Source organism: Actinobacillus seminis, from assembly GCF_002263215.1.
Taxonomy (GTDB): Bacteria; Pseudomonadota; Gammaproteobacteria; order Enterobacterales; family Pasteurellaceae; genus Actinobacillus_B; species Actinobacillus_B seminis.
This window is the reverse complement of record NZ_NLFK01000008.1, coordinates 35505-59375: the sequence shown is the minus strand read 5'-3', so window position 1 is coordinate 59375 and position 23871 is coordinate 35505. Positions and strand designations below refer to the sequence as shown.

Here is a 23871-nt window from a genome sequence, read left to right as displayed (position 1 = left end):
CAAAAGTGAAAAAACGTAATGTCATTATGAAATCCAGTAATTGAACTATTTAATCAAGGAACGCAAACTCTGAAGCGAGCAAGAGGTTAGCGCTCAATAATCTTTACTAAATTACTTGAGGTGAACTATGGAAATCAAATCAACCTTATTAGCAGTTGCAGCAGCGACGTTACTGGTTTTTGGGCAATCTGCTGTTGCAAAAGATCTTAAAATAGGTATGTCTATTGATGATTTACGTTTGGAACGTTGGCAAAAAGACCGTGATATTTTCGTTAAAAAAGCGGAATCTCTGGGAGCGGAAGTATTTGTTCAATCCGCCAATGGCGACGCGACTGCACAAATTTCGCAAATTGAGAATATGTTAAATAAAGATATTGATGTGTTGGTCATTATTCCATTTAATGGTGAAGTATTAAGTAATGTGATTTCAGAAGCGAAAAAAGAAGGGGTAAAAGTATTAGCCTACGACCGCTTAATCAATAATGCTGATATTGATTTCTATGTTTCATTTGATAATGAAAAAGTCGGTGAATTACAAGCCCAAGCGATTATTGAACAAAAACCGGAGGGTAATTATTTCTTAATGGGCGGTTCACCTGTGGATAACAACGCAAAATTATTCCGTAAAGGTCAAATGAAAGTACTGCAACCACATATTGATCGTGGAAAAGTAAAAGTAGTTGGTGACCAATGGGTGGACTCTTGGTTAGCAGAAAAGGCGTTACAGATTATGGAAAATGCCTTAACGGCAAATAAAAATAATATTGACGCGGTTGTAGCTTCAAACGACGCTACCGCCGGCGGTGCAATTCAAGCATTACAAGCTCAAGGATTGGCTGGGAAAGTGGCTATTTCCGGGCAAGATGCCGATTTAGCTGCAATCAAACGTATTGTTGACGGTTCACAAACGATGACTATTTACAAACCAATTACTAACCTTGCCGATAAAGCCGCGGAAATTTCCGTAGCACTTGGTAAAGATGAAAAAGTGGAATCAAATGCAATCTTAAATAATGGGATAAAAAATGTTTCTGCGTATCTTTTAGAGCCGGTTGTAGTTACCAAAGAGAATATTGAGGACACAGTGATTAAAGACGGTTTCCATACTAAAGAAGCAGTTTATGGCAAGTAATTAGCTAAAAAAATCCTGTGCGGTAGCAATACCGCACTTTTTAACGACGAGAGGAAAGGATTATGGCTCAATTATTAGAAATGAAGAATATCACTAAAAAATTTGGTGAGGTGGTCGCCCTGAATAATATTTCTATTTCATTAGAACCTGGCGAAATACTTTCCCTTTGTGGTGAGAATGGTTCAGGTAAATCAACACTGATGAAAGTGCTTTGTGGTATTTATCCTCATGGCGATTATAAGGGTGAAATTTACTTTGCGGGCGAAAAACTCATTGCAAAAAATATCAAGGATACGGAAGAAAAAGGAATTTCAATTATCCACCAAGAATTAACGCTCGTGAAAAATATGACCGTGCTTGAAAATATGTTTTTAGGCAATGAAATAAAAAATTACGGAATAACTAACGATAATGAAATGTATCTACGCTGCCAAACCTTACTGAAACAGGTACAGCTTAATATTGATCCTAATACGAAAATATCCGAATTAGGTTTAGGGCAACAACAATTGGTAGAAATTGCAAAAGCCTTAAATAAGCAAGTGCGGTTATTAATTTTAGACGAACCTACAGCGTCATTAACCGAAAAAGAAACTGCTGTTTTACTTAACCTCATCAAAGAGTTACAAGCACATAACATTGCTTGTGTTTATATTTCCCACAAACTTAACGAAGTAAAAGCCATTTCTGACAACATCTGCGTGATTCGAGATGGAGAATATATTGGCACACGTTTTGCAAAAGAAATAAGTGAAGATGACATCATCACGATGATGGTAGGGCGTGAAATCACCTCTCTTTATCCACAGGAACCTCACGAAATTGGCAAAGAAATTTTGCGTGTAGAAAATCTAATTGCTTGGCATCCGACAAATACACATATCAAGCGAGTAGATAATGCCAAATTTTCGCTGAAACACGGTGAAATTCTTGGCGTAGCAGGGCTTGTTGGTTCAGGTCGTACGGAAATGGTCCAATGTATTTTTGGTTCTTATCTTGGTAAATATCAAGGCGATATTTATGTGGAAGGGCAAAAAGTGCAAATCAAAAATTGTGCACAAGCCATTACACAAAATATCGTGATGGTACCTGAAGATCGTAAAAAACACGGTATTGTGCCGATTATGAGCGTAGGAAAAAACATTACACTTGCCGCCTTACCCAAGTTCTGTTTCGGTAAAAAAGTGATTAATGAACCGCTAGAAGAAACTATTATTAATCAATCTATCGCTAAATTGACAGTAAAAACCTCTTCCTCTGAACTTGCTATCGGACGTTTAAGCGGAGGTAACCAACAAAAAGCAATTCTTGCCAAATATTTATTGCTCAATCCAAAAATTCTCATTTTAGATGAACCAACTCGAGGTATAGATGTAGGAGCAAAATATGAGATTTATAAACTCATCAATCAACTTGCTCAACAAGGAATGGGGGTAATTGTGATTTCATCAGAACTACCTGAAGTATTGGGGATTAGCGACCGAGTACTTGTGATGCATCAAGGTAAAATCAAAGCTGATTTAATCAATAATAATTTAACTCAAGAACAAGTGATGGAAGCCGCCCTTAAGGAGTAACTCATGAACAACTTTAAATCGATCAATTTACAAATTTATATTATGTTGATTGCCATTGTTGTGATTATGGCATTCTTCTCTTTTGCCACAGACGGCGCTTATTTAAGTGCGAGAAATATCTCTAACTTATTACGTCAAACTTCTATTACAGGGATTTTGGCAATTGGTATGGTGTTTGTAATTATCTCCGCCGAAATTGACCTATCGGTAGGTTCAATGATGGGCTTACTCGGTGGTTTTGCCGCAATTACTAACGTTTGGTGGGGCTGGCCATTATCTCTTACTATTATTGTCACCCTAATGTTAGGCTTAATTATTGGTGGTTGGAATGGGTGGTGGGTGGCTTATCAAAAAGTTCCATCATTTATCGTTACTCTTGCCGGTATGCTTGCTTTCCGTGGCGTGTTAATTGGCTTAACAAACGGTACAACTGTTTCTCCAATCAGCCAAGATATGACATTCATTGGTCAAGGCTATCTTTCAGACATCATTGGAATGGTATTGGGTACTATAGGAATGTTCTGCTTCATTGCTTGGGGGAGTTACCAACGCAAGGCTCGACAAAACCTAAATTTAAATGTACCAACAGCAGGCAGAGAAACAACTAAATATGGTTTAGTCGCCATTGCAGTATTAGGGACGATTTACTTATTAAACAATTACCGTGGCGTACCATTCCCTGTCTTATTACTTGCTCTACTTACCATTGCCGGCACATTTATTGCACGTAAAACCGCCTTTGGTCGCCATATCTATGCAATTGGTGGCAACATTGATGCGGCGCGTTTGTCAGGTATTGCGGTAGAAAAAGTCAAATTAATGATTTTTGCAATCAACGGTTTACTCGTTGGTGTTGCAGGATTGATTTTAAGCTCGCGTTTAGGTGCAGGTGCGCCATCAGCAGGACAAAATGCCGAGCTTGATGCTATCGCCGCTTGTGTCATTGGTGGAGCAAGTTTAGCCGGTGGTATCGGTACTATCTACGGTGTCGTTATCGGAGCATTTATTATCGCCTTACTTGATAACGGAATGAGTATGCTTGATGTCCCAACATTTTGGCAATATATTGTGAAAGGCGCCATATTACTTCTTGCGGTATGGGCAGATAGTATGAGTAAGAAAAAAGCTTAACGCTGTCTAAATTAACAAGTGGTCGAAAAGCTATAACATTTTATAACTATTCGACTACTTGTTATTTTTTATAAAATAACAGTTAACATTATTATGTTATTTTTATCCTTTCAATATTTAAAATATTTTTACTAACTTACTGTTTCCCTCTTTTCCTATTTCTTTTATAGTAAGACAGAAAAGAGAGGAAGCAAATGGAACAAAGGTTTAAAATCGCTTTATTATTTAATGCGAATAAAATTTACGACCGCGGCGTTATCGAAGGCATTGGGCAATATATCCAAGCCTCTCAATGTACGTGGGATATTTTTATGGAAGATGAATTTATCTACCATAGCGATACCATTAAAAACTTATCCATTGACGGTATTATTGCAGATTACGACGATCCCGAAACCGTTGAATTGCTCAAAAATATTGAAGTCCCAATTATCGGCGTGGGCAGTTCTTACCAAAATCCGGAAGATTATCCCAATGTCCCCTATGTTGCTACTGACAATAATGCCTTAATTGAAAACGCTTTTTTACATCTTAAACAAAAAGGCATCGATCAATTTGCTTTTTATGGTTACCCGACCACACAGAAAAAACATTGGTCAGTAGAACGATTGAATGCCTTTATTCAATTAATGGAAAAATACGAACACAAGCCAGTTTTTTACTTAGGCGATAAAATTCACTCCTACAACTGGGAGACTTCACAAGAAAAACTCTGTGGCTGGATTAAAACCTTGCCGCTACATACCGGTATTATCGCGGTAACCGATGCCCGTGCCAGACATTTATTACAAGCGTGCGAATACTTAAAAATTGCGGTTCCCGATCAACTTTGTATCATCGGTATCGACAATGAAGAATTGATCCAATATTTATCCCGCGTATCCCTATCCTCCGTGGTGCAAGGAACCAAACAGATAGGCTACCAAGCAGCGAAATTGCTGCATAAACGTTTACTCGATCAACCGGTTTCCAATAAACCAATGCTAATTCAGCCATTTAAAATTGAAGAGCGTCGCTCCACTGATTATCGTTCTTTACAAGATCCGCTGGTTATCCAAGCTATGCACTTTATCCGCCACCGTGCAACACAAGGGATCAAAACGGAACAAGTATTGGATCATCTGCGCGTTTCCCGTTCTAATTTGGAACAACGCTTCAAAGAAGAAATGCACAAAACCATTCATCAAGTCATCCACGAAGAAAAACTGGCGCGAGCTAAACAATTATTGCATTTAACCGATCTGCCAATCCAAGAAATCGCCGAGGTTTGCGGCTACCCGTCGTTACAATATTTCTACGCGGTATTCAAAAAAGAATTAAACCTCACGCCGAAAGCGTTTCGAGATAACGAATAAAAATTATTACAATAAATTTTCCAATTCTTCTTGCGCTTCAAACCACTGCATTTCTACCTCCTCCAGCGTTTTTTTATCGCAGGCTTGAGTGGCTAAAAGTGCGGTCAATTTTTCTTTATTTTCTGCCGCATATAATTCAGTATCGCTAAGTTGTTGTTCAATCTCCTCCAGTTGGCGTTGCAAGCGTTCCATTTCGGCTTCAAATTGGCTGATTTTTTTGCGTAACGGCGCTGTTTGTTGGCGCTGCTCGGCTTCTTTGCGTTTTTGTTCCTTACGATTTTGGCTGGAATTTTCCTTAAAATTGACCGCACTTTCGCTACTTTTCACCGATGTTTGTGCTTTCACCTCACTTAACCATTTTTGATAATCATCCAAATCGCCTTTAAATTCCTCTACTTGTTTATCATGCACCAAGTAAAATTCTTCAACCGTGTTGCGCAATAAATGGCGATCATGGGAAACCACCACCAAAGACCCCTGATAATCCACCAAGGCTTCGGTTAAGGCTTGACGCATATCCAAATCCAAATGGTTGGTCGGTTCATCCAATAACAACAAATTCGGACGTTGCCACACGATTAACGCCAGCACCAAACGGGCTTTTTCCCCGCCGGAAAAAGAAGCAACCGCTTGATTAACTTTATCGCCATGAAACGCAAAGCCGCCTAAATAATCGCGTAATTGTTGCTCGGTTTGTTGTGGCGCCATTTTTTGCAAATGCCACAAAGCACTTTCTTCCGCACGCAAGGTATCTAATTGATGCTGTGCAAAATACCCTAACTGCACGCCTTTGGCGAGTTGTACTTGCCCGGAAAGTGCGGTCAATTCGCCCGCCAATAATTTAATTAAAGTTGATTTACCCGCGCCATTTTTCCCCAATAATCCAATACGCGACCCCGGCACCAAATTAAGTTTAATTTTTTGCAAAACTTCCACCGCACTTTCGCCCTCACCATAACCGGCGCCGGCATTATCCAAACTCAACAACGGGTTTGGCAAGGATAGCGGTTCGCGAAATTGAAACGTAAAAGGATTATCCACATACGCCGGCGCGATCAATTCCATACGCTCCAAGGCTTTCATGCGGCTTTGCGCCTGTTTGGCTTTAGTGGCTTTCGCTTTGAAGCGATCAATATATTGCTGCAAATGGCTGATTTTTTGTTGTTGCTGACGATAAAGTGCGGTTTGTTGCGCTAATTTAGTGGCGCGTTGCACTTCAAAAGAAGAATAATCGCCGGTATATTCGTTTAATTTTTGATTTTCAATATGCAAAATTCTTCCCACGATGAGATCGAGAAAATCGCGGTCATGGGAAATCAAAATCAGGGTTCCGGGATATTGTACCAACCAACGTTCCAACCAAATCACCGCATCTAAATCCAAGTGGTTAGTCGGTTCGTCCAATAATAAAAGATCGGAGCGACAAAGTAATGCTTGTGCCAAATTTAACCGCATTCGCCAACCGCCAGAAAAGGATTTTACCGATTGTGTAAGCGCTTGCTGACTAAAGCCTAACCCATGTAATAACGCAGAAGCGCGAGCCTGAATAGTCCAAGCATCAATAGTATCCAGTTGTGCATGAATATAAGCAATAGCGTTCCCATCATTATCCGCATTGGCTTGTTGCAAGGCATTTTGCAAACGACAATACTCCCGATCACCTTCGATAACATAATCCAGAGCGCTCATCTCCAACGCCGGTGTTTCTTGGTTGACCCACGCCATAGACCAATTGGAGGGAAAACCAATTTCGCCGCCCTCCGCACTCATTTCTTGCTTCAACAAGGCAAATAGCGAAGATTTACCGCAACCGTTTTTTCCCACCAAGCCGACTTTTTGCCCCGGATTAATGGTGGCGCTTGCGTTATCCAATAAGAGCGATTGCCCGCGTTTTAAGGTTAAATTTGTAAAAAAATCATTATTTTTTTAATTTTGTTATAAGATATAAGGCATTACATAGAATTCCTGTATTTTCCACTTTTTTTCTGAGGTTGCCAATGTTTGATTCATTAATTGTTCAATTTGTGGTGTTATGGGCAGTTATCGATCCTATCGGTTCGATCCCGGTGTATTTAGCTAAAACAATCGGATTACCCATAGAAGATCGGCGCAAAATCGCCTTAAAAGCGATTTTAATTGCGACCGGTATTTTGATGTTTTTCTTGATTTTAGGGCAAGCGTTACTTGAGGCAATGCAAATTCCGCTAACCGCCTTCCAAATTGCCGGCGGCTTAGTTTTGTTATTATTCGCATTAACCATGATTTTTGGTGAAGGCAAACCGGAACAAGAAATGCGGATGTCCACCAGCCTAAGCGAACTGGCAGTTTATCCTTTAGCGGTTCCGTCTATCGCCTCGCCCGGTGCCATGATGGCAATCGTGTTATTAACCGATAACCACCGCTTCAGCTTTTTTGATCAAGTGTTGACCACTTTTATTATGTTAGCGGTTTTATTTATTACCTACTTATTATTTCTCGCCGCCAATAATATCCAACGGATTATCGGCACCACCGGCGCCGCTGTCATCAGCCGCGTGATGGGATTAATCCTCGCCGCGGTCGCAATTAACAATATGCTGGTCGGTATTCGTGATTTCTTTACCCAAATCGGCTAACCCATATCGCCAAACAAAGGCGTGGTCGAAATGCTCTGATCCCGAAAAGCCGGACCGTTATTCACATGACTGATTTCGATATTGTATCGGACTCAGTCCTTTTAGTTTTAATTGAACGTACATATAATACTCTTTATTTATTGACGGAACTCAAACAACTGAAAAGGGGCGTTACTCTGTTATTCGTGAATTAAGCGGTGCTACACAGATTTTAAGAGAGGTTATAAAAAATCAAAAATCGTTTGTAGGCAGACGTGAAGAAACTGTGGAATATCGTGATTATGAATTAGCTCAATCAGGTAACAGTAATCTAAAAGCAAAAGATGAACTGTATTCTGTTGAAGAAATTATCGGAAGTAATCGTAGAGATGAGTTTAAAGGTAGCAAATTTGGAGATATTTTCCATGGTGCCGAGGGCGACGACTTACTACAAGGTAATGATGGTGACGATAAACTGATTGGAGGCAATGGCAACAATTATCTCAGTGGAGGTGATGGTAATGATGAACTTCAAGTATTTGGTAATGGTTCTAACGTGCTTCGTGGCGGTAAAGGAGATGATAAATTGTATGGTGGATCCGGATCTGATTTATTAGAAGGGGGGAAGGTAATGATTATCTGGAAAGGGGAGAAGGCAGTGACTTCTATGCCTATCGAGCTACTTCAGGAAACCATACTATTTATGGTCAAGGTAAATCCAGTGATTCCGATAAACTTTATTTGTCAGATCTTTCTTTCGATAATCTGTTAGTTGAAAAAGTTGATAATAACCTTGTGTTTAAACCTAGTGATCACAATAGTAATCGTGGTTCACTTACTATTAAAGATTGGTTTAAAACAGGTCATGGTTACAACCATAAGATTGAACAAATCGTTGATAAAAATGGTAGAAAATTAATATTAGATAAATTGGAAACCCATTTCAATGGTACCCAAAAAGCTAATTTACTTGGTTACACCGAAGAAAATCAGAATGAAAATAATTTATTTTCTCTTAAAACTGAATTAGGTAAAATTATTTCCAGTGCGGGTAATTTCGGTTTAACAAAACAGGAGAGCACCAGTGATCACGCCTCTACATTAAATAACGTAGATAAAATTATATCTTCTGCAAGTAACTTTGCTACTTCACAAATGAGTGGTTTAGGTATGGGGCTGTTATCATTAAACAATGCTAACTCGACTACATTAATCAGTCTGGCTAAAACAGCTTAGTCGAATCAATTAACCAATAGCAATCCTAATATGCCTTTAGGATTGCTATTTTATTTATGGAGCCATTAATGTCCTTTAAACAAAAAAACGATTATGGATTATATGCTTTAGTAATCCTTGCTCAATATCATAACGTTGCTGTAAGTCCTGAAGAGATAAAACATAAATTTGATCCGGAGGGGAAAGGAGTAGATCTTGTCGCTTGGTTATTAGCTGCAAAATCCCTTGAACTAAAAGCCAAGAAAGTAAAAAAAAGTATTGATCGTTTACCCTTTATTCATCTTCCTGCCTTGATTTGGCGAGATGACGGTCAACATTTTATCTTGACGAAAATTGATACTCAAACCAATCGTTACCTTATTTTTGACTTAAAAGAACGCAATCCAAAAGTATTAAGTGCGGTTGAATTTCAACAAGTTTTTCAAGGAAATGTCATTCTTCTTACCTCTCGTGCGTCTATCATGGGAAAATTAGCAAAATTTGATTTCACTTGGTTTATTCCGGCAATTATCAAATATCGCAAAATTTTTGTAGAAGTCATGATCGTGTCTATTTTTTTACAACTATTTGCGCTGATTACACCTCTTTTTTTCCAAGTAGTAATGGATAAAGTTCTTGTCCATCGGGGATTCTCGACACTCAATGTTATCACTGTTGCTTTGGCGATTGTCGTCATCTTTGAAATTGTCTTAAGTGGCTTACGAACCTACGTATTTTCCCACAGTACCAGTCGAATCGATGTGGAACTCGGTGCAAAACTATTTCGCCACTTATTGGCATTACCTATTTCCTATTTTGAAAATAGACGTGTCGGTGATACCGTCGCACGGGTTCGGGAATTGGATCAAATACGTAATTTTTTAACCGGTCAAGCGCTCACGTCAGTATTAGATCTATTATTCTCTTTTATTTTCTTTGCGGTCATGTGGTACTACAGCCCCAAACTAACTATCGTCATTTTACTTTCTTTGCCTTGTTATATTGCATGGTCAATATTTATCAGTCCAATATTGCGTCGCAGATTAGATGAAAAATTTACCCGTAATGCAGATAACCAAGCCTTTTTAGTAGAATCCGTTACTGCCATTGATACAATCAAAGCACTTGCCGTAACTCCGCAAATGACGAATATCTGGGATAAACAACTGGCAAGCTATGTATCTGCAGATTTCCGAGTAACCGTCTTGGCAACTATAGGGCAACAAGGTATACAATTGATTCAAAAAACAGTAATGATAATTAATTTATGGTTAGGGGCACATTTAGTCATTTCAGGGAATCTCAGTATCGGACAGTTAATTGCTTTTAATATGCTTTCAGGACAAGTCATTGCACCTGTTATTCGTCTGGCTCAATTATGGCAAGACTTCCAACAAGTAGGTATATCCATTACCCGATTAGGTGACGTATTAAATGCCCCCACAGAAAACTTTCAAGGCAAACTCTCATTACCGGAAATTCAAGGTGATGTAACGTTCAAAAATATTCGCTTTCGCTATAAACCGGATACCCCCATCATTTTAAATGATGTAAATTTAACCATTAAACAAGGAGAAGTGATCGGCATTGTGGGGCGTTCAGGATCCGGCAAAAGTACGCTTACTAAATTATTACAACGGTTTTATATTCCGGAAAACGGTCAGGTATTAATTGACGGTCATGATTTAGCTTTAGCCGATCCTAATTGGTTACGCCGCCAAATAGGTGTTGTTTTACAAGATAATGTATTACTCAACCGTAGTATTCGCGACAATATTGCACTTACTGACCCAAGTATGCCCATAGAGCAAGTAATCCATGCGGCAAAACTTGCCGGTGCTCATGATTTTATTTCTGAACTACGAGAAGGTTACAACACAATGGTAGGAGAACAAGGCGCCGGTTTATCCGGTGGACAACGTCAACGTATCGCTATTGCAAGAGCGTTGGTGAATAACCCTAGAATTTTGATTTTTGATGAGGCGACAAGTGCATTAGATTATGAATCCGAACATATCATCATGCAGAATATGCAACAGATTTGTCACGGACGAACAGTAATTATTATTGCGCATCGTCTTTCTACGGTAAGAAATGCCGATCGCATTATTGTGATGGAAAAAGGACATATTGTAGAGCGCGGCAAGCACAGTGAATTACTCGAAAATAAAGATGGACTTTATTACTATCTCAATCAGCTACAATCAATCTAAGGTAAAATAGTATGAAATTATGGATTAATGGACTTATAGATTTTTTCCGACACTATTGCCATATTTGGCATGAAGTATGGAAAACTCGTAAACAACTGGATACGCCTATCAGACAAAAAGATGAAAATGAATTTTTGCCCGCACATTTAGAGCTGATTGAAACCCCCGTTTCAAAAAGACCTCGCCTGATTGCCTATTTAATTATGCTATTTTTGCTGTTAGCAATCATAATTTCTATTGTAAGCAAAGTAGAAATTGTTGCGAGTGCTACCGGTAAATTAGTCTTTAGCGGGCATAGTAAAGAAATAAAACCTATTGAAAATGCCTTAGTTAAAGATATTTTTGTCAAAGACGGGCAATTTGTTAAAAAAGGACAATTATTGTTAAATTTGACCGCACTTGGTGCCGACGCTGATTTACAAAAAACACAAGTTGCATTAGGACTGGAAAAATTGGACGGTTATCGCTACAGCGTACTATTATACAGTATTGAACATAATAGATTACCTTTGTTAGATTTTAACCAAGCTGACTTCAATGCTGTAAAAGAAGAAGATAAAACGAATACACGCCATCTAATTACTGAACAATTTGAGACATGGCAAAAACAAAAATATCAGAAGGAGCTGGCATATCAACGAAAACAGGCTGAAAAACAGACTGTATTAGCCAATATCCGTAAATATAAAACGACCAGCCGTATTGAAAAGGAAAACTAAGTGATTTCAAAAAATTATATAATGTAAAATCTATTTCTAAACATGAATTATTGGCACAAGAAAACCGATATGTTGAAGCTATAAACGAACTTTCTATTTACGAATCCCATCTCAAAGAAGTAGAAAGTGATCTACTGCAGGCAAAAGAGGAATTGGAGCTTGTCACACAATTATTTAAAAGTGATCTTTTGGAAAAACTGCAGCAAAATAGACAACGTGACAAACAGCTTTCTTTAGAACTTGAAAAAAATGAACAACGACAATTGGCATCTATTATTCGCGCACCGGTATCAGGTACGGTTCAACAGTTAAAAACCCATACTAAAGGTGGCGTAGTTACTACCGCCGAAACTTTAATGGTAATCGCTCCTGAAGAGGATGTATTAGAAGTAAGCGCATTAATTCAAAATAAAGATATCGGCTTTGTTGAAATCGGACAAGACGTAGTAATTAAAGTGGAAACCTTCCCTTATACCAGATATGGTTATCTCTATGGAAAAGTAAAGAGTATAACGCTTGATGCTATTGAGCATCCACAGCTTGGTTTAGTATTTAATTCAATTATTGAAATTAATAAGAAAACATTATCTGATGGTGATAAAGAAATTCAACTGGGGTCCGGCATGAATGTTATTGCTGAAATAAAAACCGGCGAACGTAGCGTTATCAGTTTCCTACTCAGCCCATTAGAGGAATCTATTACAGAGAGCCTACGAGAACGTTAATTTATTTTTAATCCGACTTCCGTCTAAAATGATGCGTCTGTCGAGCTTATCCCACATTCTGTGTAAACGCCCATGTCAACTTAACGGTGATCGTTTAGATGATCACCAAAATCAATCATAAATCGATTCATTGCCTGTTTCCGGTTTTGAATCGGCATTGTCCATTTTTTTGACGCATCTTTCATCGCCGGTCATATCACTTTGAACACCGAATCATCCGTTGAAAACACATTTCGTTTTTTAATAACAAGACGAATCACGCTATTGAGTGATTCCAACGAATTGGTAGTATAAATCGCTTTGCGGATATCCGGAGAATAGTCAAAAAATGTGGCGATATTTTCCCAATTTTCTTCCCTGCCTCTTGCCGCAGCGAGTATTTTTCCTGCCATTTTTGCGAAAGTGCGGTCAGATTTTCTCGCGCTTGAGCCTTAATTGGAGCTTGTTCAAATCTGCCGTTACCACCTTGTAATCTTTCCACGCGACATACTTTAGGCTGTTACGAGCTAAATGCATGATGCAAAGCCGGATTTTCGTTTGAGGATAAATCGCTTTTGACAATTTATTATTTTAGCCAATTTCATAGCTAATGCATTAACGATCAGATCAGAGTTGATTTTCCTACAAATTATATCCAGTTGGCTGCTAAAACCGGATTTATTTTTGCATTTATCTCCTGTGGTAATGATATTTGTCCCGCTGTCGGTGGAGCGAATGCCGACATTGCACTGATTAATTTATCTACATCGGAATGGGCTAAAGATTTATTATTCGCCGCGACAATCGTCTCAATTTTATAATTCTTAGCATACCAGTCAGCAATAATAACCTTATCTTGTGTACCGATAACGCTCACCTCTAAATCGGTATCCAACTTACGAAACCACAGCTGGTTATGGTTTACATTGGTGAAACGTAACGTATCTTCTCCCTGTTCATCATAAATAGTATCAATTCCGTCTCCGCGATTAAATTGATACGTATCATTTCCTTTACCTCCCATCAGAAAATCATTACCTCGCATACCGTTTAAAGTATCATTACCCTCGTAACCAATTAAACGATTGTCTGCCGCATTTCCCTTAATAGTATTATTTTTGTCATTACCTGTCCCCGAAATAGGATGATTACCGCTTAACGCTAAGTGCTCAACATTCTCCGGTAACGTATAAGAGACAGATGAAATCACCGTATCATGACCTTCTCCCGGCTTTTCAATTACTTTGTCTAAATGAGAATCTACAATATAGGTATCATTCCCTGCTTTGCCAATCATGGTATCAAATCCCGCTTTTCCATCAAGTCGGTTATTGCCGCTATTACCGACAAGGCGATTGTTTTCCGCATTACCGGTTCCATTAATTGAAGCATTTTTTGTTAATTGCAATTCTTCCACATGATTAGGCAAGGTATAAGAAACAGAGGATTTCACTGTATCATATCCTTCATTTTTAGCTTCAATAACCTTATCCCCAACATTATCAACCGAATAAACATCATCACCGGCAAAACCCTCCATGACATCGCTGCCGGCTTTACCGTCAATAACATTACCAATCGCATTACCTTTTAAGGTATCATTTTTGTTTGAACCGGAAATAGAATACGTCAGTTGTGGTAAATCAGCTTGCTCATTTGAAAAAATAAACATTTCCTCTTTAATTTTATCCGGACTTATACCTCTTAACGTAATATATTGCGTTCCGGCTTTCGCTTCCCCTAACCAAATACGTGAATATTGTTCACCATTCACTGCAAATCCTGAAATATTCACTGTATGCAATCCTTTAAATTGGGATAAATCGATCTTCTCATTTTTGTCATTAAGGTCAAAATCCCAAATGAGATTTTTCAATAACCCTTTTGATGCATTCCCTGAATTATCTTTAACAATGACAAAGCGATCACTACCGCTTCCTCCTTCCCCTCTCGCCCAACTAAATTCTACATCATTGTATTGTCCCAGCGTGATATATTGTTGATTTCGATAGCTATTCGAAAGTGCGGTATCATCTCCCTCAAGATAAATAATATCATCTCCTGCTCCACCGCCGAGATAGTCGTCGCCCATACCGCCATAAAGCGTATCATTACCTCCTCCGCCCATGATGCGATCGTCACCTCCGTCTCCGTAGAGAATATCATTACCTCCCATTACCGAATCTGCAGCATGCTCACCAACAATAATATCTCTCCCTGAACCGCCTCTAATAATATCGTTACCGTTGCCACCGAATAACCGATCATCCCTCTCCGTTCCCCAAAATGCAACGCCCATATGCGGTAATGCTACTTCATCATTACTGTTCGCAAACCCATAGGCATCCCTTTGATTTAACCAATAAGGTTTAAATACTTCTTTGGTCAATACAATATTATCCATTAAGAATGAATCCGCTTTAATATTCTTCAATCGAATTATTTGCTCCTGCAGCGTAATAACGGTATCTTTGCCCTGCTGTGCTTTAGTAGGTACATTAAGCGGGTCAAAGCCGGTTAACACCAAGCGATCCGTTCCAACTTTGAAATCAACAATCACATCTTCACCTGATGATTTTTTCTCAATAATAAACGTATCACTCCCCTCACCGCCGGTTAACGTATTTTTACCCAATCCGCCGACTAATACATCATTTCCCGCTAAGCCGGAAAGGATGTCATTCCCCCGCCCTCCGACTAACACATTTACTCCGTTATTTCCCGATAGCACATCATTAAAATCACCGCCGATAATATTTTCAATATGTTGCGGGTTCTGAACCGTTAAGGCTTTTCCCGCTAAATCGGCTTTACCTGATAATAAATCAACGTTAATCACCCCATCCATTGCCGAAGCATTGATCGTATCAACTCCGCCATTGGTATCATTTAATTGATGAGAAATTTGATTATTATGGAACTCATTTGTATAAACATACGTATCCGAACCATCATACGTCCGTCCATAGAAACTGAGCGACCAATGATTTAACGTTCCGGTTTCCCCTGTTGCTACATCAAAAACCTGTAACGCCCATTTCCCATTCGGATCTTCCCCTTTTAATAACGCCGTATTAAATGTGTAGTTCAAGGTAGATGACTCACCGAATTTCACCTCTCCCGTTGCGCTCTCATCATTAGGATCCTTGCCCGCCCGATTCATTAATATTGACTCCGTTCCTGCCGGTGAGATCAATTTCACAATTAAATCGCCCGCTCTTGGATGAGTTAAATTCAATTTAACGCTCACATTTTCTAATTGAATTTTCGCATTAGAAACCTCTACGGAACTTTGAATGCCGCTATTATCATCAATTGCCAATTTTAACGGCTCCGATTGGAAAACCGATTCAAGTTTAACCTCATTATCATAAGTATGCTGCGTATTCCAGTTTTGCGCTAATCTTACCGCCGCCTGAGCGTCAACTATACCGTACCCATAATCATGGCTCACATGCATTCCTGTACCGTTCCAATTTTTGGCGCCATTACGCTGCCACTGACTATCGGTTATCCCTTTTGTCGTTGCAGTTAACGCCAAAATTTCTTGAATATCACGATACCCTAAATAAGGATTGGCTTCCAACATTAAAGCTACAATCCCCGAAACCACCGGAGCCGAGTAACTTGTACCATTATTACGCGCATACTCTTCCCCTAATACAGAGCCATTTTCATTCACAATTTCGCGTGAACAGGAATAAGCATTAGAACCATGCGCCGTCACTAATACACTTGCACCCGGATTAGAATAGCCCGCAATTTTTGTCTCAAATGCCGCATTCAATTCAGCCGAAGCAACGGCAATCCCATAACGAACATTTGTTAACTCCGAATAATTCGTATTACCGCCCTTGGCGCGATCATTGCCCGCCGAGTTCACTATAACCGTTCCTAAACCGTGACGCCCTTCGGTCAACGCCGGTTTATAAAGATCAAAAATCGTTTTACTTTTATCGGAAAAACTAATTTGTTGCCTAAAATTTTGAGTATGCCCCCAACTATGATTAGCCACATCATAATATTTCATTTTATCCAAACCGGAGACATCAGCCCCTACCCAATAGCTTGCCACCGTGGCATCATAAGCAACGCCAACACCGCCCTCGCCATTACGCTCCGCCACCATAATACCGGCAACTTCCGTCGCATGTTTACTAAATACTTTATCATCCTCCTGACGTTTATATTCATAATCATGCAACCACGACTTATCTACTTTATTGCGTAATTCAAAATGCCGATAATCAGCCACTTCTTCCGCAATTGAAAAAGGTCCGCTCGGTTCAAATTGCCCAATACGGATATTTTTACCGCTATATTGCGCCCAAACCGGCAATATATTGGCAGCGTCCAAATAATGCTGGCGAATAACATCAGGATCAGACGGTAAATGAGGCGGAACAAGATAAACCTTTCCTGTCAACTCCCCTTTCCCTTGGGTACCGACAGACGTCACATCCTTGCTATCTTTAATTGAATATTCAAACCCGGCAATCCCGTTAAATCCCTTAAGCGGCGTAAATTCAATATCGCCATTTGCTAATTCTTTAAGCGATCCGCCCCGAATATTTGAAGCTTGATAAATAACCAGATTATCGCCTTGCAAATCAATATCATTTTTAAGTAATTGAGATGGCTTAATAATGTAAGGACGTGTACCGTCGAAACGTTGTCCTTTGCTGTCTTGATAGAGAATATCTTCTACCGGAATCGGATTTTCCCATTCATTATCAGCGGTAGGTGCAAGATAATTTGTAATATCTTTAAAGTTCAATCTTTCAATATTGCGTAAAAAATCCGTACCGTCACGTCCTTGCGTTTTATCACTAATCAGAATCCCCTCACCCATTTTTGTAATTTTATAATCGGCAAAATTTCCGGAGAATTCCGCTGTATCTTCGCCTTCTCCACCGTCTAAATAATCATCACCGCCCTCACCGAGTAAAGTATCATTACCGTAACCGCCATGTAAAATATCATCATCAGACCCGCCGAAAAGAATATCATCACCATCATCCCCAAACAGGCGATCATTCCCTCGGTGCCCCCGAATTAAATCATTCCCGGCATTACCCGATAGTGAATCGTTACCGTTTTCACCTGAAAGGGCATCATTAGCGATACTGCCGATAATAGTATCATTCCCGTCCCCGCCCCGTACAAACACTGAGCTGTTACCGGAAGAAAAAAACACATCATTCCCACGTCCACCATGTGCAATTTCAATTTCCGCTTTACCTAAATCCAGTGAAACACCTTGATTACCAATCACTTGAACAACATCGTTTCCCTTTCCTCCGTGAATATTTTCCGGTAAATCCTCACCGTCAATCAGCAACACATCATCACCATCCCCCCCATAAAACGTATCTTTACCGCCACCGCCGGCAAGCCAGTTATCTCGCTCATCCCCATACAAGGTGTCATTACCATTTCCCGCCTGAATATTCTCAACGCCTAAGCGCTTTGCTTCTAATGTGCGAGCAACATCATCCGCCGCGGTAAAACTGCCGGTTTTCGCTAAAACGCCGGCGGCTTCGGTCACTGTTTTTTTTCCGCCAGCCATACTGGTGATAATATGCCCTCTTGGATTTGCCAGAAAATTAACCGCAGCGGCTTCATATTTTTTACCTTTACGAGTGAAATTGCCTTTTGCAAGTAATTCATTCCCATAAAATAATTGACCGCCGGCATCTTGATACCTCAAGTCAACTGACGTTATCCCTAAATCCGCCAACGTCTGTAATTCACCTTTATCGGTTATACCATTGTGATTTTTATCTTGCCAAACTCGTACGCTATTAAACCCTTTATCCTTGTGATCGAATACCCTGTCCCTATTACTGTCTAAGGTGCTCAATGCCTCAAAACCGTTTTTAAAACGTTTTTCTCCGCTTTCACCGTTGCGTCCGGCTTTACCCGCATAATATTCAGAAAACACCTCCGCCATATTATCGATTTTGCCATTATTATTTAAATCCTGCACAAGTAAACCGTCTTGATTTGATAACCATCCTGTTTCCTCTAATGACCCGCCATCATTATCAATATCAAATAATACGGATTTATCGCTATAGCTGACCGCTTTAGCACCATCTCCGTTAAGATCTAAAATCAGCGGATCTATGGCTATTTTATAAGGCTTACCCTGTGAACTGTTGAGAAGGGTATTAATTTTGGGTGTTCTTACTTTAGGAATGGCAGATACCGCCATATTCGCGACTTCTATTGCTTTCATTGCAATTAAATTATGATTTGCAATTCGTCGGTCGTCGGTCAAGATGGAAGAAGAGGCCAGATCGGAAGTTTTAGTGCTTTTATTCAGTACATCTTTATTAAATGAAATCTTATTTTGATTCGTAACATAAAAACTGTCATAATCACTCGGTATGGCGTCCGTATTTCCGATATACACTTTATTATCACTTTTTAGCCCATAATTCGGCCAATATCGGTTTTTCCCAATATCAATCATTGAACTTATACCACCCCGATGAGATAAATATTCATTTTTAGCATAAAGTTCAAGATTTGTCGCACTTATATTTTTATTTTCAGACATATAGCGATTTAAAACTTCATGGGCTTTATCCAGATCATATCCGGGCTTCCCATATTTTTTGTCAAAGCTATATGCATATTGCCCATTGATATTATATAAATTAACAGCTTCCTCCAAACCAATTTGATATTTGTCGCTTAATTTAACAACCCAATCCATAGGTTCTATAAAAGGTGAAATAGAATGCGATGCTGTCGTGCCATTATTAAAGGAAATTATTTTTCCATGTTGGTGATAAGGGAGATGACTTGCCACTATCGACGGACCGAGGCTGACAAAATTTTTAACATTGCTTTTACTCGGATCAAATACATTCCCGCTTTCTTTTGCTAACTTTTCTAATAATTTTCTATTTCCGGACTGTTTCACAAGATTTGATATATCCCATGCCGGAATTGAAATATTTACCTTTTGTCCATCTCCCAAAAATGAAGAACCCGCCCCGTTAAAACCAATCGAACCCGAAGAGAGATCGGTGGTAAAATGCACAATATCCGCTATTGATTTACCTAAGCTATGCCCCACATTGGTAAAATCCCCTGAAATATTTCCATTTTTTATATTCTCATCAACAAATTTTTTAGCATCCACAATCTGGCGATAAGGCAATCCTCCCAACACCAATAATCCATCCTCTACCCAATCTTGAACATCCTCCGTTCCTCGGTGTAATACAAATACTTGATGGCTATGTTTATTTCTAACAATGGTACCGGAATAACCATTTGCAGTATTGGCTTGATGGGCGAGGATTTCATAAGTGGCTGTAAATTGTGTTGCTTGTGGTTCAGTTAGTATATGTTCTCTTTTTAATGCATCTTGGATTTCTTTATCATATTTAATATCAGTGAATTTTCCGTAAGCCGCTGCCGCTAAAAGGGCTAAATTATCATTCGACATAATATCTCCTTTTTTAATTCAAATAGCTTTCAATCAGATCATAATGCTTTTTATCAAGATTGCATGCTATTCTATTGCTCACGCCAACAAACGGCACCCTATAGTAACCTGCAATCTCGTTATGCTGTAAAATCTTGGCTTTGAGTTTATGATCATAAAGAATATATGTATCGTGCCCAAAAATAGTTGTAGGATTTATATACACATACAAATTTAAGTTTGGATATTTACTATTTACGGAAATCAACGAATGTCTATTGTTATAAAAATCCATTTTTGGCTGATATAACCCCTGATTTTTAATAAAAAAAGGATCTGTTTCCGGCTCGCCTTCAATGGTAGAATAAAATGGCCATTCGGTATCTTCTAGCGACTCATTAACTCCCGACAAACTTCGCCATTCTTGCGGCGTTAAAAATACCTCGACTTCTTTTCCTTTCCACATTTCGCAGCGAAAAGGCGTGATAATCTCTGCGGCAATCCAGTCATAAGAACATAACAAAAATAAACATAAGGGCGTAAGAAAAATATAACAACATATGCGGTGTTTCTTAAAAAACGAAATATTCATCATCAACTCCTGTAAAAATAGCACAACTCGGGGACGTAAAGTGATAGGAATGGTTAAAGCGACTGATTACTTTACTCAATTTGACTAGGTTTTAACATATCTGATCATTTTAATAAACCATTAAATATCAGATTTGTGACCGATTTCTCATTTTCCTCAGTGTAATACAAATACTTGATGGCTATGTTTATTTCTAACAATGGTACCGGAATAACCATTTGCAGTATTGGCTTGATGGGCGAGGATTTCATAAGTGGCTGTGAATTTTTCAGCTTGCTCTTGGGATATTATTTCTTTTTTTAATATCTTTTGGACTTCTTCGGTATTTTTAATATCGTTAAATTTCCCATAAGCTACTGCTGCTAAAAGAGCCAAATTATCATTCGACATAATATCTCCTTTTTAATTCAAATAGTTTTCAATCAGATCATAATGCTTTTGATCATGATTGCATTCCACTCTATCGGCCAAACCAACAAACGGAATATCATAGTAACCTGCAATCTTGTTATACTGTAAAATCTTGGTTTTGAGTTTATGATCATAAAGAATATATGTATCGTGCCCTAAAATAGTTGTGGGATTTATATACATATACAAATTTAAGTTTGGATATTTACTATTCACGGAAATCAACGAATGTCTATTGTTATAAAAATCCATTTTTGGCTGATACAACCCCTGATTTTTAATAAAAAAAGGTTCAGTTTCAGGCTCCCCTTCAATGGTAGGATAATAGATCCATTCTGTATCTTTTAGCGACTCATTAACTCCCGACAAATTTCGCCATTCTTGTGGCGTTAAAAATACCTCGACTTCTTTTCCTTTCCACATTTCGCAGCGAAAAGGCGTGATAATCTCTGCGGCAATCCAGTCATAAGAACATAACAAAAATAAACATAAGGGCGTAAGAAAAACATAACAACATATACGGTGTTTCTTAAAAAATGAAATATTCATCATCAACTCCTGTAAAAATAGCACAACTCGGGGACGTAAAGTGATAGGAATGGTTAAAGCGACTGATTACTTTACTCAATTTGACTAGGTTTTAACATATCTGATCATTTTAATAAACCATTAAATATCAGATTTGTGACCGATTTCTCATTTTCCTCAGTGTAATACAAATACTTGATGGCTATGTTTATTTCTAACAATGGTACCGGAATAACCATTTGCAGTATTGGCTTGATGGGCGAGGATTTCATAAGTGTCTGTGAATTGTGTTGCTTGTTTTTCCAATATATCCTGATCTAGTAGTGCTCTTTGAATGCTATCTACATTATTCTTATCAGTAAAGTTTCCATAAGCTGCAGCAGCTAACAAAGCTAAATTATCTTTATACATAATTAAATTCCTTCTCTTAGTTCAAATAATTTTTTAATACACTATAAACATCTAAAAATTCATTATCACAATATACACGTTGTGCTAACCCTGTTAGTGGAGACTTAAAATATCCTGCAATGAAATTATATTTCATAATTATTTTATTAAGCCTGTAATCATAAAGAATAAAAGTATCTTGACCCAAAATTGTTTTTGGATATATATAACTGTAAATATTTAAGTTAGGATATTTACTATTTACTGAGGATAACCAATGTTTTTTTTCATTTATGTACATTATAGGTTGATATACCCCTTGATTTTTAATAAAAAAAGGATCAGTTTTCGCTCTATTACTAGAATAATAAATCCATTCTGTATCTTTTAGCGACTCATTAACTCCCGACAAACTTCGCCATTCTTGCGGCGTTAAAAATACCTCGACTTCTTTCCCTTTCCACATTTCGCAGCGAAAAGGCGTGATAATCTCTGCGACAATCAAGTCATAAGAACATAACAAAAATAAACATAAGGGCGTAAGAAAAACATAACAACATATGCGGTGTTTCTTAAAAAACGAAATATTCATCATCAACTCCTGCAAAAAATAGCACAACTCGGGTATGAGAATGGTTAAAATGATTGGTTAAGTCAAGTGTTTCTATAACTTTTACACTGAGGTCATACCTATCTACTATTGATTTAATACTCTTATTTTGGTTAAAATTAGAAAATTTAAACTCTTCTAGAGTAAATAAACCCTGATTTTTTAATGGTTATTAAACCTATTATAAAGGCGGTTGTTTTGAAAATTAAAATTTTTATTAAATATATTCTGCTTATTTTTATTATTTATCTTAATATTCTTATATTTTTTTGGAAAAAAAGAAAATGAACAAAATATTAGTTTTTATGTACAAAAAGGAAATATTCATAAAACCGTGAATGCCAGCGGTGCTTTACGGGCAGCAGAACAAGTGGATATTGGTGCTCAAGTGTCCGGACAAATTAAATATATATTGGTACAAGAGGGACAGCGGGTTAAAAAAGGAGATCTATTGGCAATCATTGATCCCAGTTTGGCAGAAACCAATTTAAAACTGGCAAAGACCGAATTGGAAAATGCTTTGGCAAATTTAGATGCGAAGAAAATTAATCTTAAACAACTTCAATCAGATTGGGAACGTCAGCAACGCTTAACGCTAACAAATGCAACCACGAAAAGAGAAACCGAAGAGACGAAAAGTCGATTAGATATTGCTAAAGCGGAAGTTAGAATTGCACAAAGTAACCTTAACAGCGCAGAAATTAAAGTAGAAAAAGCAGAAACTGAATTAGGTTATACAGAAATCCGATCACCTATTGATGCGACAGTAATTTCTGTAATGGCACAAAGCGGTCAAACCTTAGCAACCAGCCAACAAGTTCCTGTATTGATGAAATTAGCCAATATTGACACAATGAAGGTCTATGCCAAAGTTTCAGAGGCAGATGTGATTGACTTACACCCCGGACTACCGGTTTCATTTACGTTATTAGGAAACCCAAATTATCAATTTAATGGGCAACTTGATACAGTTAAACTGGCTCCAGTTTATATCACCGATTTATCTAATAATGTAAATAATGCGATTTACTATTATGCTACATTTAAAATTCCTAATCTTGAACATAAATTACGTATTGCCATGACGACAGAGGTAACAATTATGTTGGATAAACGTGAGAATGTATTGACTATCCCTTTATCCGCATTAGGAGAAATGATTGAGCAGGATAAATATTACGTTACATTACTGCGAGAAAACGGTAAAAAGAACAAGTTACAGTCAAAACCGGGCTAAAAGATGAATCAAAAATAGA

15 protein-coding genes and 3 pseudogenes are annotated in these 23871 nt (G+C 38.3%); 10 read left to right on the top strand and 8 right to left on the bottom strand.

What is annotated here, in order from left to right:
- The first annotated feature begins 127 nt into the window (after positions 1–127).
- From xylF to CFY87_RS08515, 4 genes are all read left to right on the top strand, one after another.
- Complete coding sequence (gene xylF, locus CFY87_RS08530) at positions 128–1132, top strand: D-xylose ABC transporter substrate-binding protein (RefSeq protein ID WP_094946772.1); 1005 nt, start codon at positions 128–130, stop codon at positions 1130–1132.
- A gap of 62 nt (positions 1133–1194) precedes the next feature.
- Complete coding sequence (xylG, locus tag CFY87_RS08525; protein ID WP_094946771.1) at positions 1195–2709, top strand: D-xylose ABC transporter ATP-binding protein; 1515 nt, start codon at positions 1195–1197, stop codon at positions 2707–2709.
- 3 nt (positions 2710–2712) lie between these two features.
- The gene (locus tag CFY87_RS08520) at positions 2713–3840 is read left to right on the top strand and encodes a sugar ABC transporter permease (protein WP_094946770.1); all 1128 of its coding nucleotides are present in this window, start codon (positions 2713–2715) and stop codon (positions 3838–3840) included.
- 194 nt (positions 3841–4034) lie between these two features.
- Complete coding sequence (locus CFY87_RS08515) at positions 4035–5195, top strand: XylR family transcriptional regulator (protein ID WP_094946769.1); 1161 nt, start codon at positions 4035–4037, stop codon at positions 5193–5195.
- A 6-nt stretch (positions 5196–5201) separates the two neighbouring features.
- On the opposite strand, the pseudogene CFY87_RS08510 reads toward CFY87_RS08515, so the two are convergent.
- Positions 5202–7106 (bottom strand): annotated as a pseudogene (locus CFY87_RS08510) (ABC transporter ATP-binding protein); the annotation flags it as partial.
- Between the two features lie 86 nt (positions 7107–7192).
- Between CFY87_RS08510 and CFY87_RS08505 the strand changes: the two are divergent.
- From CFY87_RS08505 to CFY87_RS08490, 5 genes and pseudogenes are all read left to right on the top strand, one after another.
- Positions 7193–7810 carry a MarC family protein gene (locus CFY87_RS08505; RefSeq protein ID WP_094946767.1) on the top strand — a complete coding sequence of 206 codons (618 nt, stop codon included), beginning with the start codon at positions 7193–7195 and terminating at the stop codon, positions 7808–7810.
- A gap of 265 nt (positions 7811–8075) precedes the next feature.
- Positions 8076–8561, top strand: coding sequence for a calcium-binding protein (locus CFY87_RS12325; protein WP_236757401.1), 486 nt, complete (start codon positions 8076–8078; stop codon positions 8559–8561).
- A complete protein-coding gene (locus tag CFY87_RS12320; RefSeq protein WP_236757400.1) occupies positions 8531–9025 on the top strand; it encodes a hypothetical protein in 495 nt (164 codons plus the stop codon). The genes CFY87_RS12325 and CFY87_RS12320 overlap by 31 nt, the downstream gene beginning before the upstream one ends.
- A gap of 68 nt (positions 9026–9093) precedes the next feature.
- Entirely contained in the window at positions 9094–11217 is a 2124-nt protein-coding gene (locus CFY87_RS08495) for a type I secretion system permease/ATPase (protein ID WP_147291291.1), read from the top strand.
- Between the two features lie 11 nt (positions 11218–11228).
- Positions 11229–12661 (top strand): annotated as a pseudogene (locus tag CFY87_RS08490) (HlyD family type I secretion periplasmic adaptor subunit).
- Positions 12662–12741: 80 nt separating this feature from the next.
- On the opposite strand, the pseudogene CFY87_RS12730 reads toward CFY87_RS08490, so the two are convergent.
- The 7 genes and pseudogenes from CFY87_RS12730 to CFY87_RS08455 all read right to left on the bottom strand — a co-directional run.
- Positions 12742–13213 (bottom strand): annotated as a pseudogene (locus CFY87_RS12730) (transposase); the annotation flags it as partial.
- Positions 13214–13289: 76 nt separating this feature from the next.
- Positions 13290–20105, bottom strand: coding sequence for a S8 family serine peptidase (locus CFY87_RS08480; protein WP_094946764.1), 6816 nt, complete (start codon positions 20103–20105; stop codon positions 13290–13292).
- Positions 20106–20118: 13 nt separating this feature from the next.
- Positions 20119–20607, bottom strand: a complete 489-nt coding sequence (locus tag CFY87_RS08475; RefSeq protein WP_236757399.1) for a hypothetical protein — start codon at positions 20605–20607, stop codon at positions 20119–20121.
- Positions 20608–20832: 225 nt separating this feature from the next.
- Positions 20833–21066, bottom strand: a complete 234-nt coding sequence (locus tag CFY87_RS08470; RefSeq protein WP_094946763.1) for a hypothetical protein — start codon at positions 21064–21066, stop codon at positions 20833–20835.
- Positions 21067–21078: 12 nt separating this feature from the next.
- Positions 21079–21639, bottom strand: a complete 561-nt coding sequence (locus CFY87_RS08465; protein ID WP_236757398.1) for a hypothetical protein — start codon at positions 21637–21639, stop codon at positions 21079–21081.
- Between the two features lie 153 nt (positions 21640–21792).
- Complete coding sequence (locus CFY87_RS08460) at positions 21793–22026, bottom strand: hypothetical protein (RefSeq protein WP_094946762.1); 234 nt, start codon at positions 22024–22026, stop codon at positions 21793–21795.
- A 16-nt stretch (positions 22027–22042) separates the two neighbouring features.
- A complete protein-coding gene (locus CFY87_RS08455; RefSeq protein ID WP_236757397.1) occupies positions 22043–22600 on the bottom strand; it encodes a hypothetical protein in 558 nt (185 codons plus the stop codon).
- Between the two features lie 349 nt (positions 22601–22949).
- Between CFY87_RS08455 and CFY87_RS08450 the strand changes: the two genes are divergently transcribed.
- On the top strand, positions 22950–23852 hold the full coding sequence (locus CFY87_RS08450) for an efflux RND transporter periplasmic adaptor subunit (RefSeq protein WP_236757396.1): 903 nt from the start codon (positions 22950–22952) through the stop codon (positions 23850–23852).
- Positions 23853–23871: the final 19 nt, after the last annotated feature.